Annotated in this window: 12 protein-coding genes, 1 tRNA gene and 1 pseudogene; 9 read left to right on the forward strand and 5 right to left on the reverse strand. The window is 53.8% G+C overall.

Annotated features, from left to right (window positions below):
* Nucleotides 1-58 precede the first annotated feature (58 nt).
* A complete protein-coding gene (locus SPI6313_RS14215; protein ID WP_072621590.1) occupies nt 59-1264 on the reverse strand; it encodes a phosphoglycerate kinase in 1206 nt (401 codons plus the stop codon).
* Between the two features lie 142 nt (nt 1265-1406).
* On the opposite strand from SPI6313_RS14215, the gene SPI6313_RS14220 reads away from it, so the two are divergent.
* From SPI6313_RS14220 to SPI6313_RS14240, 5 genes and pseudogenes are all read left to right on the forward strand, one after another.
* Entirely contained in the window at nt 1407-1817 is a 411-nt protein-coding gene (locus tag SPI6313_RS14220; protein WP_072621591.1) for a universal stress protein, read from the forward strand.
* Between the two features lie 152 nt (nt 1818-1969).
* Nucleotides 1970-2040 (forward strand) — tRNA-Gly (locus SPI6313_RS14225).
* Between the two features lie 182 nt (nt 2041-2222).
* A pseudogene (locus SPI6313_RS14230) lies at nt 2223-2879 on the forward strand (IS1 family transposase); the annotation flags it as partial.
* A gap of 200 nt (nt 2880-3079) precedes the next feature.
* Nucleotides 3080-3274, forward strand: a complete 195-nt coding sequence (locus SPI6313_RS23595) for a hypothetical protein (RefSeq protein WP_072620593.1) — start codon at nt 3080-3082, stop codon at nt 3272-3274.
* Between the two features lie 42 nt (nt 3275-3316).
* Complete coding sequence (locus SPI6313_RS14240) at nt 3317-3514, forward strand: hypothetical protein (protein WP_072621592.1); 198 nt, start codon at nt 3317-3319, stop codon at nt 3512-3514.
* 209 nt (nt 3515-3723) lie between these two features.
* Here the strand turns inward: SPI6313_RS14240 and dxs are convergent, their stop codons facing one another.
* Nucleotides 3724-5634 carry a 1-deoxy-D-xylulose-5-phosphate synthase gene (gene dxs / locus SPI6313_RS14245; protein ID WP_072621593.1) on the reverse strand — a complete coding sequence of 637 codons (1911 nt, stop codon included), beginning with the start codon at nt 5632-5634 and terminating at the stop codon, nt 3724-3726.
* A gap of 310 nt (nt 5635-5944) precedes the next feature.
* Entirely contained in the window at nt 5945-6970 is a 1026-nt protein-coding gene (gene purM / locus SPI6313_RS14250; RefSeq protein WP_072621594.1) for a phosphoribosylformylglycinamidine cyclo-ligase, read from the reverse strand.
* Nucleotides 6971-7338: 368 nt separating this feature from the next.
* Between purM and SPI6313_RS14255 the strand changes: the two genes are divergently transcribed.
* The 3 genes from SPI6313_RS14255 to SPI6313_RS14270 all read left to right on the forward strand — a co-directional run bounded on the left by SPI6313_RS14255 (nt 7339) and on the right by SPI6313_RS14270 (nt 14222).
* Nucleotides 7339-8277 carry a septal ring lytic transglycosylase RlpA family protein gene (locus SPI6313_RS14255; RefSeq protein ID WP_072621595.1) on the forward strand — a complete coding sequence of 313 codons (939 nt, stop codon included), beginning with the start codon at nt 7339-7341 and terminating at the stop codon, nt 8275-8277.
* 1119 nt (nt 8278-9396) lie between these two features.
* The gene (locus tag SPI6313_RS14265; RefSeq protein WP_084669039.1) at nt 9397-10263 is read left to right on the forward strand and encodes a DUF928 domain-containing protein; all 867 of its coding nucleotides are present in this window, start codon (nt 9397-9399) and stop codon (nt 10261-10263) included.
* Between the two features lie 338 nt (nt 10264-10601).
* On the forward strand, nt 10602-14222 hold the full coding sequence (locus SPI6313_RS14270) for a CHAT domain-containing protein (protein WP_175551145.1): 3621 nt from the start codon (nt 10602-10604) through the stop codon (nt 14220-14222).
* Between the two features lie 23 nt (nt 14223-14245).
* On the opposite strand, the gene SPI6313_RS14275 is transcribed toward SPI6313_RS14270, so the two are convergent.
* Together SPI6313_RS14275 and SPI6313_RS14280 are read right to left on the reverse strand one after the other, a co-directional pair.
* Nucleotides 14246-14944: a 4'-phosphopantetheinyl transferase family protein gene (locus tag SPI6313_RS14275; protein WP_072621599.1), complete on the reverse strand. Its 699-nt coding sequence runs from the start codon at nt 14942-14944 to the stop codon at nt 14246-14248.
* A complete protein-coding gene (locus SPI6313_RS14280) occupies nt 14944-15636 on the reverse strand; it encodes a Bax inhibitor-1/YccA family protein (RefSeq protein ID WP_072621600.1) in 693 nt (230 codons plus the stop codon). The genes SPI6313_RS14275 and SPI6313_RS14280 overlap by 1 nt, the downstream gene beginning before the upstream one ends.
* Nucleotides 15637-15787: 151 nt before the next feature.
* On the opposite strand from SPI6313_RS14280, the gene SPI6313_RS14285 reads away from it, so the two are divergent.
* The gene (locus SPI6313_RS14285) at nt 15788-17053 is read left to right on the forward strand and encodes a tetratricopeptide repeat protein (protein ID WP_072621601.1); all 1266 of its coding nucleotides are present in this window, start codon (nt 15788-15790) and stop codon (nt 17051-17053) included.
* Nucleotides 17054-17059: the final 6 nt, after the last annotated feature.

A 17059-nucleotide genomic window follows, 5' to 3' on the forward strand; every position in this document is an offset into this window, starting at 1 on the left:
AAGGACGCTAAACGCCCTCGCCCCTGAGGGAAAGGGTGAGGGGATGAGGGTTGACGGCTTAGGCTTCGTCGAGGGCTGCGATACCGGGGAGGACTTTGCCTTCGAGGAGTTCGAGACTCGCCCCGCCGCCGGTGGAAATGTGGCTCATTTTCTCAGCCACGCCCACTTTTTCCACGGCTGCCACGGAGTCACCGCCGCCGATGATTGTGATCGTGCCCTTGGGGGTGAGGTCAGCGAGGGTGTGGGCGATCGCTTCCGTCCCGGCTGCAAACGCCTCAAACTCAAACACCCCCATCGGCCCATTCCAAATCACACACTTGCACTCCTCAAGGGCCGCTTGGAACGTCTTCACCGAGTCCGGGCCAATGTCAAGACCCATCCAACCATCGGGAATTGCTTCCACACTCACGGTTTGGGACTTCGCATCGGGGGCGAAATTATCCGCCACCACCACATCCGTGGGCAGCAACAGATTCACGCCTTTTTCCTTCGCCTTGGCTTCGAGTTCCTTCGCCAATTCGAGCTTGTCTTCTTCCACTAACGACTTACCCACAGCCAAGCCCCGCGCCTTGTAGAACGTGAAGACCATGCCGCCGCCGATCAAGAGCGTATCGCACTTATCGAGCAGGGTTTCGATCACGCCGATTTTGCTCGACACCTTCGAGCCACCGATGATCGCCGCGAGGGGACGCTGGGGATTATCGATCGCATTTTGGAGATAAGCCAGTTCTTTTTCAATCAACAACCCGGCAACGCTGGGGCTGAGGTACTTCGTCACCCCTTCCGTCGAAGCATGGGCACGGTGTGCCGTCCCAAAGGCATCATTGACATATAAATCAGCGTTAGCCGCTAATTTTTCCGCAAAGGCGGGGTCATTAGCTTCTTCTTCGGCGTAGAAACGCACATTTTCCAAGAGCGCCACATCACCATTGCCCATGCCTGCCACCACACTAGACACCGCATCGCCGATGCAATCGCTGCACATCTTCACCTCTTTGCCGAGCAATTCACCCAGGCGAGCGGCTACAGCGGTGAGGCGCATCCCTTCATTCACCTTGCCCTTCGGACGACCCATGTGGCTAGAGAGCAACACCTTCGCGCCTTTGTCAATCAGAGTTTGAATCGTCGGCAGGGCAGCTCGAATCCGGGTATCATCAGTGATCGCGCCTTGATCATCTTTGGGCACATTGAAGTCAGCCCGGACGAGCACGCGCTTACCGGCCACGTCTGCATCTGTTAAATTTGCTACCGTTTTCTTAGCCATCTTAAATATCCTCCTAAATTGCGTTCTATTCTATTGATGTATGACTGTGCGATCAGACTAGGGATTTTGGGCTGACTCGCTGTGAGCCGCGATCGCTTCCTAGCCGATTTTACCGGAGTAGGTGTACTGGAGATACCAAACCATGTTTAAAACCATCCTCTTTCCCATCGATCAAAGTCGAGAAACCCGCCACGCGGTCGAGACTGTAGCGAATCTCGTCAAAACCTACGAGAGCCGTTTAATCTTGCTCTCGGTGGTGGAACCCCCTGACGCGGAAGCCGAAGCCCCCAGCGAAGTGATGACCTCCCATGAGACCGTGGCGAAACTCCTGGCGGGGGCAAAAACCCTCTTCACGGAGCAGGGCATTGACGCGGAAACCGTCGAACGGGAGGGCAAAGTCTCCTTCACGATCTGCGATGTGGCTGATGATATGACGGCTGATTTAATCATCATGGGCTGTCGCGGCGCGGGACTCACCGACGAGGGAGCCTCCGAAAGCGTCACCAACCGCGTCATTAATCTCTCGCCTTGTCCGGTGTTGATCGTGCCTTAACGCGATCGCCTTTGGGGTGATGTCTGATCCCTAGAGCGCGATCGCGCAGCTACCTATCGCGCAGCTACCTATCGCGCAGCTACCTATCGCGCAGCTACCTATCGCGCCCCCTTGTCGCCCCGGCTCAAAATCTGCTATATTCGGTAGTCCATGCGGGTATAGTTTAGTGGTAAAACGAAAGCTTCCCAAGCTTTAGTTGCGAGTTCGATTCTCGCTACCCGCTTTTGAAACTGAGTGACTGCTTGTTTCTGCTCTAACGTTAATGAGCATTTTGTCGTTGATTTTGGGTCTGGTTCTATTCTCTCTAACTGATGACAGGCCCTAGCACAACTGGACAAACTGGTAGTGCGTCAAAATGATGTGGGTTTGGTAAAGTAGAGGAATCGTTACCACTGCACTAAAACTATGGAATGTCGGCTCTGCGGTCATCCCAAAACCCACAAACACGGCAAAATGCCCAATGGTCATCAACGCTACTTCTGCCCTCACTGCCAGCAAACCTTTGCCGAGAGTTTTGACACCCTCTACTACTATCGCCATGTTACTCCGGAGCAGATTGAGCAAGTACTTCAAGCCCACAGTGAAGGCACTAGCTTGCGAGGAGTCAGCCGCATCAGCGGATTAGCCTATAACACCGTGGTCAGTATTATTCGTGCCGCCAGTGCTAAAGCTTTGCTGGTTCATAACGACCAAGTGCAGGGCGTGGAAACGGAGGACGTGAGTGCTGATGAGATGTGGTCATTCGTGAAAAAAAACAAACAATGCTTGCCCGAAGAAGTTGAAGTAGGCGATTGCTGGATTGCGATGAGTTTGGCAGATTCGAGCGGGTTAATCTTGACAGCACGAGTGGGGAAACACACCGATGAACTGATTGAAGAACTGGTGGTGAGCACGGAGGGAAAGACCCATTGCCAGCAATGGAATAGTGACAACTGGGGAGGATATGAGCGGGTACTGCCGCTGGAAATTGAGCACTACATTGGCAAAGACCAAACGCAACGGTTGGAGCGTACCAATGGAATTATCAGGCAGCAGACGGGTAGGTGGCATCGACGACAGAACCTGGTTGACTGACAAAAGATTGTGCCCAAACCTCAAAAACCCTCACTATGCCTGGATTTCAGCGTTTTATAATCGGAGCCCCCTTATCGTGAACCATCTTGGCACTGGATTGGAATTGGCAGAAGCCTTGCCAGTACTCAGTTATGGCTCTCTACAGAGGTGATCGCTGAGATGCCTATGGGACAAGAGTTTTCAAAGTTTTGTCAGTCAATCAGCGACAGAACAAGTTTGGCAAACTGTGGCAGCAGACAAAGGTGACGGTGCGTTTAGTGGTGAGTTATTTCAACTGGATCTGGCAGCACAGTCGCTACAAGAGCACGGCGGCACAACGAGCAGGATTGACTGACCATCGCTGGAGTTGGCAGGATATCCTCTCCTTCCCCACAATAATCTAATGCACTACCGACAAACTGGAAGATGAAGCCCTGTGGTGCTGGGTGCATCAACCCATTGCCGCCGCGCAGAGTCAACGCATCGAAGCATTGCTAGAACGATCTACTCCCTTAACCCCCCAAGAACAACAGGAAGTAGTGACCCTCCAAACCGAGTGCGATCGCGCCATACTCTGTAAAGCCCAAGCCGCCGCCATTCTACGGTGGCGGGGTCATGGGTTAAGCATTCCCCAATCGGTCTAATGTCTCGATCTATCCCGTGTGCATGAATCGAATGGTGATGGTTAGGTCTTTTGAGGGCGATCGCGCTCCCACGAAAGTGGTTGCGGGCAACAGATTGGCAAGCCAAAACTGAAGATGGTGATGCGATCGCACCATCGTAAAAAGGCAAGGGACTTCAGCCCCTTGCCCAAGATGCAGCGAGCAAGACAGCACCCATGCGGTTTTTTCAACTACGCCACAGACGAGGGTTGCTTCGACTTGAAGAAGGAGACGAGGAGCTGCTCGGCGATTTGGGAACCGGTTAAGCCCAGGTCGGTTTTGGATTCATTGGGGGTGGCGTGATCGACGAGGATATCGGGGACACCGAAACGTTTCACGGGGACGTGAATATCGTGGTCTTGGAGGGCTTCGAGCACCACAGAGCCGAAGCCGCCAGGTAAGCAGCCTTCTTCGAGGGTGGCGACTTTGCCGATGCGTTGGGCTAAGGGGGCGATCAAGTCCCTGTCCAAGGGTTTGACGAAACGGGCGTTGATCACCGTCACGCCGATGCCATGTTCGCCGAGGAGTTCCGCTACTTGGAGGGCGGTTTGTACCATGGAGCCGTAGCCCAAGAGCAAGAGATCGTCACCACTGCGGAGGATTTCCCCTTTGCCGATTTCGAGGGGTTCCCAGCCGTCTTCCATCAGCGGCACGCCGATACCATTGCCGCGAGGATAGCGCATGGCGATCGGGCCGTCGGTGTAGTTCACGCCAGTGACGACCATTTGCTGGAGTTCGGCTTCGTCTTTGGGGGCCATGATCACGAGGTTGGGCAGACAGCGCAGGTAGGCGATGTCGTACATGCCTTGGTGGGTGGGGCCGTCTGCACCGACGATACCGGCTCGGTCGATGCAGAAGAAGACGGGGAGTTTTTGAATGCAGACATCGTGGATGACTTGGTCGTAGGCCCGTTGGAGGAAGGTGGAATAGATGGCGACGACGGGGCGGATGCCTTCGCAGGCCATCCCGGCGGCGAGGGTAACGGCGTGTTGTTCAGCAATGCCCACGTCAATATATTGCTTGGGTAGTTTTTGCTGGAGTTTGTCGAGGCCGGTGCCGGTGGCCATGGCGGCGGTGATGCCGACGATTTTGGGGTTATTGGCGGCGAGGGTGGTGAGGGTGTGGGCGAAGACTTTGGAGTAGCTGGGGGGGGTGGGTTTTTTCTTGGGGTAGGCTTTGCCGGTGGCGAGGTCGAAGGGGGATTGGGCGTGGTAGCCGACTTGATCGTTTTCAGCGATCGCATACCCTTTGCCCTTGGTGGTGGAGACGTGAACGAGGACGGGCCCCGGCATTTTGTGGGCTTGGTGGAAGGTGTCGATCAGTTCTTCGAGGTTGTGGCCATCGACGGGGCCGAAATATTTAAAGCCGAGTTCCTCGATCACAGCGCCGACTTTGGGCACGGTGAGGCGTTTCATGCTTTCTTTGAGGCGTTCCATGTCGGGGGTAATGGTGTCGCCGACAAAGGGCAGGTGGCGTAATTGTTCCTCAAGGTTGGTGGAGAGGAACTGCATCGGGTCGGAGAGGCGCACTTTGTTGAGGTAGCGGGAGATCGCGCCGACGTTGGGAGAAATGGACATTTCGTTGTCGTTGAGGACAACCATGAGGCGGGTGTGGGGCAGGTGGCCGGCGTGGTTAATGGCTTCAAGGGCCATCCCACCGGTGAGGGAGCCGTCGCCGATGATCGCGACGCATTTATAATCTTCGCCGGCCAAATCGCGAGCGATCGCCATCCCCAATGCGGCGGAAATACTCGTGGAGGCATGGCCCGCCCCGAAGTGATCAAACCGACTTTCGGAGCGTTTGAGATAGCCCGCCACGCCGTCTTTTTGGCGCAGGGTGTGGAAGTCGTTATAACGTCCGGTGATCAATTTGTGGGGATAGGCTTGGTGTCCCACGTCCCACAGGACTTTATCCTGATCCAAATCCAAGGTTTGGTACAGAGCGAGGGTGAGTTCCACCACGCCCAAACCGGGGCCGAGATGTCCACCACTAGCAGCGATCGTTTGCAGATGCTTTTCCCGAATTTGCCGCGCAATTTCTTCCAGTTGCCGGATGGAGAGGCCGTGCAACTGATTGGGGTGAGTGACTTCGCTTAAGTGCATATTTATTTATGTTCTGTTCTGTAACGCAGGTTTAATCATCCTAATAATCAACTGTAACTGGATTTGCTCCTGCTGCGGGGTATCTCGTGATGCGATCGCGCCTTTCCGGAGCCGCACCATTGAGTGACCCGAAATTCAGACCAATGAACGATAGGACTGGTGTACGATAATTTTTATTAGTTTATTTGTACTCGTTGCTATCTTTAAAATAGGTGCGATCGCGCCGTTGATGGTGGCGGGTATTGAGTGGGCTGTAGCCCACTTTACGCTCTGAGCCGGGGGATTTAAATCCCCGGCTTGCTGTTCCGTTTCACGCTGCCCACGCCAGCGATCCATCACCGGGAATCACTTCCCCGATCGCGATCGCTGCCATTCCCTGGGCCGTGAAATGAGCGATCGCCCCGTCCACCTCGCTAGCGGGCACAATCACCCCATACCCCACCCCCATATTAAAAGTGTCGAACATCGCAGCCTCGGACACGTCACCGGCCTGGGTGAGCCATTGGAACACGGGGGGCACAGTCCAGGCGGTGCGATCGACGCGGATCGATTGGCCCGGATTGAGGCAACGCGGCAGATTTTCCGGCAGACCGCCGCCGGTAATGTGGGCCATGCCGTGGATAGCGAGGCCCGCAGCGAGGGCGGTGCGGATCGCGGTGACATAGATTTGGGTGGGAGCGAGGACAGTGTCCAGGAGGGATGCACCGCCGAGGCCCGCCGGGCAGTCGTACCAGTCGTAGCCTTGGGTGGCGATGATTTTGCGCACCAGGGAGAAGCCGTTACTGTGGATACCGTTGCTGGGGAGTGCGATCGCCACATCCCCCACCTGCACCTGTGACCCATCGAGGCGATCGGCCTTTTCCACCACCCCCACACAAAACCCCGCTAAATCATATTCCCCTGCACCATAAAAGCCCGGCATTTCCGCCGTTTCGCCCCCCAACAGCGCACAGCCACTTTGGCGACAACCTTCCGCAATGCCTGTCACCACTTCAGCCAGTTGTTCCGGTTCGAGTTTGCCGGTGGCGATGTAGTCGAGGAAAAAGAGCGGCTCCGCTCCCGTCGTCAGAATGTCATTAACACACATGGCAACGAGGTCAATCCCCACCGTGTGATGTTGATTGACACTGTGGGCGATTTTGAGTTTAGTCCCCACGCCGTCCGTTCCCGACACTAAAACCGGCTCACGATAGCCAGAGGGCAATTGAAAGCAACCCGCAAATCCGCCCAATTGGCCTAGGACTTCTGGCCGTTGGGTACTTTGCACATCTTGCCGAATTTTTTCAACGAAGGAGCGACCTGCGGCGACATCAACTCCGGCTTCTTGATAATCCATTGGTGTTGACCCAATTCTAATGACGAGAACAGAGGCTATTTTAGGATCGACTGGCCAAAAAATAGCCGCACATTCTAAAAAAATCTGATGACGAGATCTCCGCAAATCTCCTTATCAGAATTTCAAATCAATGACTTTTTATCCCCTCTCAAAATGAGACAACCCTAACAACCATCAGGGATTAGGCTATCAGAAATCTGTTGAATGTTGAGCGGCAGGGGAGAAATTTTAGGCTCTACTGTTTTCCGTTACAAAAATTCATGGTAGGCTGTGGCAGTTCTGAATTAGGAAACGTTTAGACCTCGTGCATTGCACTTGAGGGAACCCGTTTAAACCCACTTGTGGAGATGACACGATATACACAGCCTATGACTAAGCAACTTTGGAGTAGCGTCACCGCTACTGTACTAACCACTCTGATTGGCACAGCTAGCGCAGCAACGGCGCAAAGCTCTCTCCAAACCGATGCGATCGCTGTCGAAACCACAGCATCTGAAACCACCACAGTGGCGATCGCCCCCAGTCCCACCGAAATCTATTCCCACACGATGGGAACGTCACCCGCTGTGACGCTCTACGTTCACAACATTCCCGTGTTGACATTCCTCGGTGAGTCCGAGCCTGAAACCGCTGCATCTACCTTTGGCTTTCTCACCCCCGATCAAGTGATCAACGGCGATCTCGCCCTCTCAGAAACCGATCCCCTCTGGCGGGCTGCGATGGTGGGCGATCGCATTAACCAACTTTCCCCCGAAGCGGCTGCCCAATTGACGCTGAAATGGAATCAAGACCAAGAAACCTACCTCGTGATGTTGAATGACGAAGCCATCACGTCAATTGACACAGAGCATATTTTGCCTGACAGCACCAACAATTGGGATCAAGATGCTCTCCAAGTGACGAACCGTCTGCGGCGTTTATTGGGCGGTGCAAGCCCCCTCGCCATGGGCAATATTGTCCCCAGACCTCGCTACCGCGCCACCGTCGAAACCAACACATCAGCCCAACCCACCGGCCAAGCCCAACGGGGCATGGCATCCTGGTATGGCCCTGGTTTCCATGGTCGCCGCAGTGCCAGCGGTGAACGGTTTAACCAAAATGCCTTAACCGCTGCCCATCGCACCCTTCCCTTTGGGACTCAGGTGCGGGTTACCAACCTCAACAGCGGTACGTCCGTTGTGGTGCGCATCAACGATCGCGGGCCATTCACCCGTGGTCGTGTCATTGACCTTTCTAAGGCTGCGGCAGGGGCGATCGGGATGCTCGGTAGCGGCGTGGCTCCTGTTCAAATTGAGGTGTTGCGCTAACGAGTCCCATTCTGCCGACTCACTGCGCCATCGCAGTTAAAATTTCCACAACTAAGGCTAGGGTTTTGCCCCTAGCCTTTTTGGGTTGGGATTGGGAAAACAGGACAAGCTCCCTTGTACCGCGTCCATTGAAGAATTAGGATGCTTGTCGTGTCACGACATACGTTGATCGGTGGGTTACGGCGGATGGCTAGATTACAGTGATGGCGGGAGTTTAATTCGCCTAACCCACCCCACAACAAAGCCTAATTTTAGCTGTGCCGTGGCAGTAGGGTGCTGTGAGCGAAGCGGAACGCACCGTCACATTGAGCGTTGGACGTAATCCGGTGGTTTGTCGCTCTTGTTGGGGTTGGGTCTCCAGACTTTCATCCTTAGCATTTCCGAAGTAAGTTTCAGCCATTTTGCGCAATTTTAAAGCCTAATTTTAGCTGTGCCGTGGCAGTAGGGTGCTGTGAGCGAAGTGGAACGCACCGTCACATTGAGCGTTGGACGTAATCCGGTGGTTTGTCGCTCTTGTTGGGGTTGGGTCTCCAGACTTTCATCCTTAGCATTTCCGAAGTAAGTTTCAGCCATTTTGCGCAATTTTAATGAATCATCAAAGCTAGGAACAAGGCAGTGAGTGGATAGATTCTTGCAATCGACTGAAGGGAAAACCAGTGAATCTGCGTGGCTGCCGTCTTGTGGTGGATAAACGTGAACGGGTGCAATGACAGCCTCAAGAATTCCAACAATTTTTTCATAAGGGCCAAAGAGTTTTCGTCTATTGTTATGGTAGTGGTAGTCAGTAAACTCACGAATGTCAACATTGTGATGTTTGTTCGTTCAGCTCAGTGCCTTTTCGGTATGACAGATTATGAATTTAACGTTCTAATTCTCAGTGCGATTCTGTTCTGAAGCTGTAGCGATCGCTCACTTTTATTTTTCAGTATGTTCGTTCATCTTCTAATGATCACAGCACACCTGCATCGAAAATGGTCCGGATAAGTGCCTGAGCATGATGATGATGTGATTGTGTCACTCTCTCGTTTTGGACAACCCAGCCTTTGGTTCGGTGCAGCACTGGCTTTCCGAAATAGTACAAATCCTTTAGTCAAGATTATTCAAGGAGTTTTTTAGGCAATGTCCTGTTCTCCCTTATTCACATCCTGGAAACCCTCCCTCGCTGCCCTTTGCTGCACCGCTCTGAGTACAGGCGCTGTATGGATGGTTAATCCAGTGGCGGCTCAAATGTTTAACCCCCCCGATCGCGGTGCGCCGCGAAGTGCAAGCGATGGCGGCACTCGTGGGTCATTTGTTCCCCCCGATCGCGGTGCGCCTAGCAGTGCGAGCGATGGCGGCACTCGTAGCTCGTTTTCTCCCCCCGATCGCGGTGCGCCTAGCAGTGCGGGCGATGGCGGCACTCGCACAGGGCTTACCTTGCCTTCCTACCTGAAGACCTTGGTTCCTGCTGGTGTAATGCCTCTCACCCTCTCGGCGCGGCCGGAGTTCTATGCCTACGTCCCCGTGTCAGCGGCACAAACGGTAAAATTCACCCTCTATCGCCATAACCTGGACACCGGGATGGATGAATTGTTGGTGTATGAGATGGAACAGGCAGCCCCGGACACCAGCGGCATTATGACGTTTAACCTGCCAGAGGGCGATCGCTACGCCTTAGAACCCGGAGCAGTCTACCATTGGTACGTGAGTCTCGTGCTGAATCCCGATGATCCCACCGCTAATATTGCGATCGATGGTTGGGTGCAGCGGTTATCCGAGGATGATGCGATCGCCCAACGGGTGAAGCAGCTTGACCCGGCCACCAACCCCGCCGCCTACGCGGATGCAGGGCTGTGGTACGAACCCCTCCAAGCCTACGCCCGCGATCGCCGCACATCCACACCCGCCTATCTGTCCACACACTGTAACAATGCCACAGATAACTGGTCCATCTTGCTCAACTCCGCCCAACTGTGCGAGTTCTCAGCCGCCACCTTCATTCAATAGACCATCGATCATGATGACAAATGATCTTATTCTCTGAACAAAGCATACGGATCATTGATTGACCGTCTCGGAGAAAGGGGGAGAAGTGGTAGGTCACAATCACTTCTCCCCCTTTCTCAACAAATAATCTTAAGATATCCGACAGGTCATTCGATTGAGTGAGGGGGTATCCAGATGAGCGATCAGACCGAAACTCAGAGCGTGGGTCTGTTGAGGCGATCGCAACAGACTTCCAACTTTCCCCCGTTGACCACCTCCTCCGTATGAAGAACCATCCCCATGAGTTTCACCATAACACTAGTCTCATCCAGCCGTCCGCTCCCCTCGATCACTCTGCCGTGAGCCTAGCGTCTATCAAGCCTTCCCCCTACCATCGCCCAGCCACCACCGCCCTCACCCTCCTTAGCCTCCTCCTTGCCCCCCTCCCCGGAGCACCAGTCCTGGCCCAATCCATCACCGCAGCACCCGATGGAACCGGCACCACCGTCATGCAAAACGGCAACCAATTTACAATTCAGGGCGGCACAACCATTGACCAAAACCTCTTCCATAGTTTTCAAGACTTCGGCCTCAGTGCCAGCGAAACCGCTCAATTTTTGAGCAATCCCAGCATCCGCAACATCTTGACCCGCGTCGTCAGCGGTAACCCTTCAATTATTAATGGTCTGCTCAGCATCATCGGCGGCAACTCAAACCTGTACCTCATGAACCCCGCCGGTATTGTGTTTGGCCCCAATGCCCATCTCAACGTTCCCGCTGATTTCCTCGCCACCACCGCCACCGGCATCGAATTCGCCAACGGCACATTTCACGCCTACCAAAACAACACCTACGCTGATCTGGTCGGGTCACCCCAAGGCTTCATCTTTAGTGATACCGACAGTGGCACGGTGATTAATGCAGGGCAGTTGCAGGTCAACCCTGGGCAACACCTAGGCTTGGTCGGCAAAACCGTGATCAATACCGGACAACTCAGCGCACCAGGGGGCACAATTCAGATCGTGGGCGTTCCCAATTCATCTCGGATTCGGATTTCTCAACCCAATCAACTCCTCAGCCTCGAAATAGACCCCAACGCCGCCACCCGTCCCGGTCACATCACCGCCCTAGAATTACCCCAACTGCTCACCGGCCCTGCGGATCTTGCCAGTATTGCGCTCAATGACGATGATAGGGTGCAGCTTAATGGGTCTGATCTGGCCGTGCCGGTGTTACCCGGTCTTGTGGCCCTGTCCGGTGAGCTTGACACCCAGACCACAGATGCAGCCCAGACCCCAATGATTCAGGTTGAGGGCGATCGCATTGCCCTCACCGCCGCCACCCTTGACGCTTCCGGCACCAACGGCGGCCAAATCACCATCGGCACCGACGCAAACCGGGTCATCGTCGATCAAGCCAGCACCTTTCGAGCCAACACCACCGCCCCCGAAGGCAACGGCGGTGATATTTTAATCTGGTCCAACGAAGCCACCGCCTTCCTGGGGTCCCTCGAAGCACGAGGGGGCAACCAAGGCGGTGATGGTGGATTCATCGAAGTATCATCACGGGATAATCTCGCCTACAACGGTCAAGCCGACCTCACCGCCCCCCATGGTGAAATCGGAACCCTCTACCTCGATCCGACCAAAATCTTCATTGTGGGCGCGGCCCTCGCGATCAACGACGGTGAATTACCCAGCATCCTGCAAAACAATAGTCCCGGATCTATATTCACCCTCTCTGATACGGCGCTCAATGCTCAATCAGGCACGCTTTTATTAGAAGCAACGGATGAAATTAAGATCGATAGTTCTGCCAATCTCAATTTCTTGAGTCCCAATGTAATCTTGCGAGCAAATTCGATTATTTCCGATGCTCCCCTGACCGGGACGGCATTCACATTCGAGGCTCAAGATAAAATTGAATTACGAGCACTGATCACCGCCCAAAATGTAAAACTCAGCGCGAACGGTATCACGATCAATAACCAATCAGGAGGCGTTGGCATCAACACTGGTTCATTAACTATTGCAGCCAATGCTTCAGCAATTAAATCCCCCATTGAAGGGACAGGCTTATTAAGCCTGAGTACTTTTACCATGAATCAGGATATTAGTGTTGGCCAAAATAGTGGCACACCAGCCTGGGATTTATCCACAGCAGAGATCAGCCAATTTCAAGGATTTAGCTCAACCCAATTAGGAAACCCAAACAGCACCGGAATCATAGAATTGGTCGAAAATCCTGCCACCGTTGACTTTATCAATCGTGCGCCCTTGACAATTGTTGGTGCGCAGGAACTGATAGGGTTTAATCAAGATACAAACTGGTTACTGCAAGGAACTCAACAGGGTCGGATGAGTAATGCTCAAGTCTCTTTTGGGTTTCAGAATGTCCAAAAAATCCAGGGCGGGACTGCATCCGATACATTTATTTTTGGTAATGCTGTGAATTTTGGCGGTGTGTTAGACGGGGGGACAGGAAAAGACACGTTAGATTATTCAAACTACGGTAATTCTGCACAAGTGGATTTAGTGAATAATTCTGCCACTGGAACCCTGGGAGTCTTTCAAATTGAAGACTTTAAAATGACGGATAATGTGGTCTCGCCACGACTTTCATTTCCGCCCTTGACTCAAAGCATCGTCCGTAAAAGTCCTAAATTTTCATCAAGTTTCGATCGATTTGAAGCGAGGGATTTATTCGATTCTCAAGCTCAAGATGAGACGAGAGGTTACGATCGCACCCTCATCCATAACTCCATTTTGGGTGATGATCTAGAAGCAGCGATCGCCGCCTTGGATCAATTGTATAGTGCTGAATTTGCGGAACAACTCGGTATTGAGTTACCACAACGCACCCTGAGTGTTTTAGAAATGCAGGGGATTTTAAAAACTCGCAGTGAAGCCACAGGCATTAACTCCGCGATCATCTATGCTTTTGTCCGACCGGATCAACTGGATTTACTCCTCGTCCCGCCGGTGGGTCAACCCATTACCTATACTGTGCCGGTGAACCAAATCGAGTTATTAGAGACTGTCCAAAGCCTCAGACTTGAAATCGGTGATCCGGTACGTCGTCAAACCGTGAGTTATCGCCCCGATGCTGAACAGCTTTATCAATGGTTAATTGCGCCGTTAAAGGCAGATTTAAAACGCTTTGATATTCGATCGCTGGTGTTTAGTTTAGACGCAGGCTTGCGGGCAGTGCCGATGGCGGCATTGTATGATGGCAATCAGTTTTTAATTGAACAGTATAATCTAAGTTTAGTACCGAGCTTATCCCTGACCCAAACCCATTACACAAATCTGCAACGTTCTTCGGTTTTGGCGATGGGGATTGCTGATTTTCAAACTCAATCGGATTTACCGGCTGTGCCGGCAGAATTGGCAGCGATCGCAACCGCTAGCGCCCGTTCAACCACTCTATTCAACGATCAAGTCACCTTAGCCAATTGGCAACAAACCCAACAAAACCCAGTTGATATTGTTCACCTTGCCACCCATGCCGAATTTCAAGCGGGCCACCGGGAAAACTCCTATATTCAACTGTGGGATCAACCCCTGACACTGGAGGCGATTGAAGTGATTCCCTGGGCACAGCAGCGGGTGAATTTATTGGTGTTGAGTGCCTGTCGGACGGCATTTGGCAGTGAGGAGGCGGAGTTTGGGTTTGCCGGTTTGGCGGTGAAAACGGGGGTGAATTCGGCGTTGGCGAGTATTTGGTATGCCAATGATTTGGCCACCTTGGCATTAATGCAGGGTTTTTATCAACAACTGACCCAAATGCCTACGAAAGCGGAGGCGTTACGGCAGGCTCAATTAGCATTATTAAACCGTAATACTGTGTTGCAAAATGGCCGTCTTATTAGTGAAACCGGCAGTATTGAATTGCCGCCGGAATTGTCTCGGTTTGGCGATCGCACCCTCAGCCATCCCTACTATTGGTCGGGGTTTACCCTGATCGGCAGTCCGTGGTAGTGGGTGATGATCCTGAGATAATTTTAGTGAATCACCGTGGATAAATCGGCGATCGCATTCAGCCAATGGTATTCAACAGCATCGGGCTGGCGTTGGATTGCGAACGCACCGCGCAGGTTGGGCAGCGGGGGTAAATCGGCGAGAGACCAGGGCGGCGCGGTGGGTGGGTGGAGAGCGAGGATTTGCGGGGGGGCGGTGTGGGATATTTCTACAGTTTTTAAGCCGGTAAGCCCTGCTCCGGTGGCTTTTAAATAGGCTTCTTTGCGAGTCCAGAGGGTGAAAAAGGCAATCTCTTGCTGGGCGGGAGGGAGGGCAGCGATCGCATCAGCTTCGGCAGGGCAAAAAAAGCGACGGGCTAAGTCGAGAGCATTGGGCAAGGGGCGGAGGGTTTCGAGGTCAATGCCGACGGGGTGATGGGGATGGAGAGCGATCGCGCCCCAAGCGCCGGAATGGGTGACGTTAAATTGCCAGGGGGATGCGGTGAGTTCCGGTTTGCCGGTGGGGGTGGTGGTGAAGGTAATGTCTTGGGGGGCGCGATCGATGCAGGGGCTAAGGAGATGGCGTAAACAGCCCCGTGTTAGGGTGAACTGTTGGCGATCGCGCTCGTGGTGATAGCGGTGGGCGCGGTGTTGTTCGGCGGGGTTTAAAACGGCAAAGAAGCGATCGTATTCAGGGGCGATCGCTTCAAAGTTTAATAACCAAATCTGGATCGGTGCGGCCATTACTCCCGCGAAGATAACGCCATCACAATCCGCAGAATATACAAAAACAGCAGTGCAACGGACGCAAAGAGTTCTAAGGATGCCGCCACATATTGATCAGTGCGGTAATGGTGCATCACTTTTGATGTGTCATAAAGAATCGCCGCCGAGGCAAAGACCACCATGACCGAGGAAAAGAGCAGCCCCAATTGAAAGCCAAAAAGAAAACTACAAATGATCACCCCGATCGCAATAAACCCGCCGATTTTTAAAATCCCACCGAGGAACGTGAAATCTTTTTTGGTTGTAAAGGCCACCAGTGTTAATCCCCCGAACAGCAGCAGCGTTAAGATTCCGGCGGTGGGGATGACGGTGGGATCATAAAATGTGGCGGCCATGTAGAGCAACGGTGCGAAAAAGACCGCCTGAGCCACCGCATAAAGACCAAGTCCCATATATTGCTGATTGATCGATTCGGTTTTCGTGGCGAGTTCGCGGGCATACCACCCGACTAGGGAAAAGATTGCTATCAAAGCAAACCCGCCAATCATGCCGGTCGCAATCAGCAGGTTAAACAAGACTTCTGCGATGCCGGTGGTAAAGAGGAAGAATTCAACGACAATGAACCCACCGATCGCAGCGGCGAGATGGGCGTAGGTTTTTTGGATAAATTCGGCCCGCTGATCGGGGCGTTTCTGGGCGACGACAATCATAGACCAATCCTTGAATGTGGAGGATATCAAACGAAACAAGATAGCTACCCCTATGATAGCGATCCGGTTTTTCCGTTCACAAAATCAGGATGGTTGGCGTTCTGGGATGGGCTGGATTAGACTCCAAAAGAGCACCATTGTAGGGAAGACTATGGATGATGTTTTGCGCGGGGGAATTGAGCAACGACAGCAAGGCGATTTTACTGGGGCGATCGCTACCTTTACCGCAATTCTCCAAGACTATCCCGACCTGGCGGCGGCCTATGGTCAACGGGCGATCGCCTATTTTGATGCGGGTCAACTCCACGGCGCGATTTCCGACTATACCCAAGCCCTCGCCCTCGATCGCGACAACCCGAAACTGTATTACGGTCGGGCGGTGGTGCGGTTGGCGTTGGGGAATATTCCCGGTGCGCAACAGGATGTGGAGGCGGCGATCCAGCGCGATCGCACCGATGCGGCATCCCATGAACTCCAAGGCACGCTCTACCGTAAACAGGGCAATGTGACAGGGGCGATCGCTAGTTTTAAAACCGCTGCGGATCTCTATCTCAAGGCTAAAGATGCCCCTGCCTGTCGTCGCTGCCTCGACAAGATCACCCCCCTGAAGCCCAAATCCGCCGCCCCACCGCCGGTTAACAGTCCCGCAACTCCCACCTCCCACCCTGCCGCCCTGATCTACCCGCAACTGATCGCCCGCATTGAAGCCGGGGAAGCGGAAACGGTGCGGCAGGAATTGGATTGGTTGCTGCACAATGGGGCGGAGGATGGCAACGCCTATCGCTGTCGAGGCTGGGCGCAGCATTATTTATCGCAGTCTTTCGCGGCACTGTCGGATCTGAATCGGGCGATTCAACTCAACCCCCAGGATGCGATCGCCTTCTGTTATCGGGGCCAGGTGCGGTGTCAGTTGGGCGAGACGGGGGGCGCGTTGGCAGATCTAGAGGCGGCGTTGGCGTTGAACCCAAACGCGGCGGGGTTCTGGGTGGCGAAAGGGGATATCTACCACGCCCAACAGGCCCACGGCGACGCGATCGCAGCCTATACCCACGCCCTCGAACTCGATCCCCACAGTGCGATCGCCTACGTCCACCGCGCCCAAGCCCAGATTAAACAGGAAAACCTCCGCCCAGCCTGCGACGACTACCAACAGGCCGCCAGTTTATACTGCCAACAGGAAGATTGGCCCCGCTATCAAGCCATCCTCGACCACCTCAAAACCCTCCAAGGCGCGGGGCTTTCCTCTTCAGCCCCACAACCGGACACGCCCCGCCATCAAGCCCTCCTAGCCCTGGTGGGGGGCCAGTGGGGCATCGCGGAGCGGCTAATTCAGCAGGCCAAAGCGGAGTTTCCGGGCCGTTCGGAGGTGTGGTATTTGGAAAAAGTGATCGCGGATCTAGAGCGCGATCGCCCCTAGAGGGTG

Origin of the sequence: Spirulina major PCC 6313 (genome assembly GCF_001890765.1) — a bacterium.
GTDB classification, from domain to species: Bacteria; Cyanobacteriota; Cyanobacteriia; order Cyanobacteriales; family Spirulinaceae; genus Spirulina; species Spirulina major.

Coding starts and splice junctions, on each gene's coding strand:
- SPI6313_RS14265 (WP_084669039.1), top strand. CDS start 9,397: ATGTCCTGTTCTCCCTTATTCACATCCTGGAAACCCTCCCTCGCTGCC.
- SPI6313_RS14255 (WP_072621595.1), top strand. CDS start 7,339: ATGACTAAGCAACTTTGGAGTAGCGTCACCGCTACTGTACTAACCACT.
- SPI6313_RS14280 (WP_072621600.1), bottom strand. CDS start 15,636: ATGATTGTCGTCGCCCAGAAACGCCCCGATCAGCGGGCCGAATTTATC.
- SPI6313_RS14215 (WP_072621590.1), bottom strand. CDS start 1,264: ATGGCTAAGAAAACGGTAGCAAATTTAACAGATGCAGACGTGGCCGGT.
- dxs (WP_072621593.1), bottom strand. CDS start 5,634: ATGCACTTAAGCGAAGTCACTCACCCCAATCAGTTGCACGGCCTCTCC.
- SPI6313_RS14220 (WP_072621591.1), top strand. CDS start 1,407: ATGTTTAAAACCATCCTCTTTCCCATCGATCAAAGTCGAGAAACCCGC.
- purM (WP_072621594.1), bottom strand. CDS start 6,970: ATGGATTATCAAGAAGCCGGAGTTGATGTCGCCGCAGGTCGCTCCTTC.
- SPI6313_RS14275 (WP_072621599.1), bottom strand. CDS start 14,944: ATGGCCGCACCGATCCAGATTTGGTTATTAAACTTTGAAGCGATCGCC.
- SPI6313_RS14285 (WP_072621601.1), top strand. CDS start 15,788: ATGGATGATGTTTTGCGCGGGGGAATTGAGCAACGACAGCAAGGCGAT.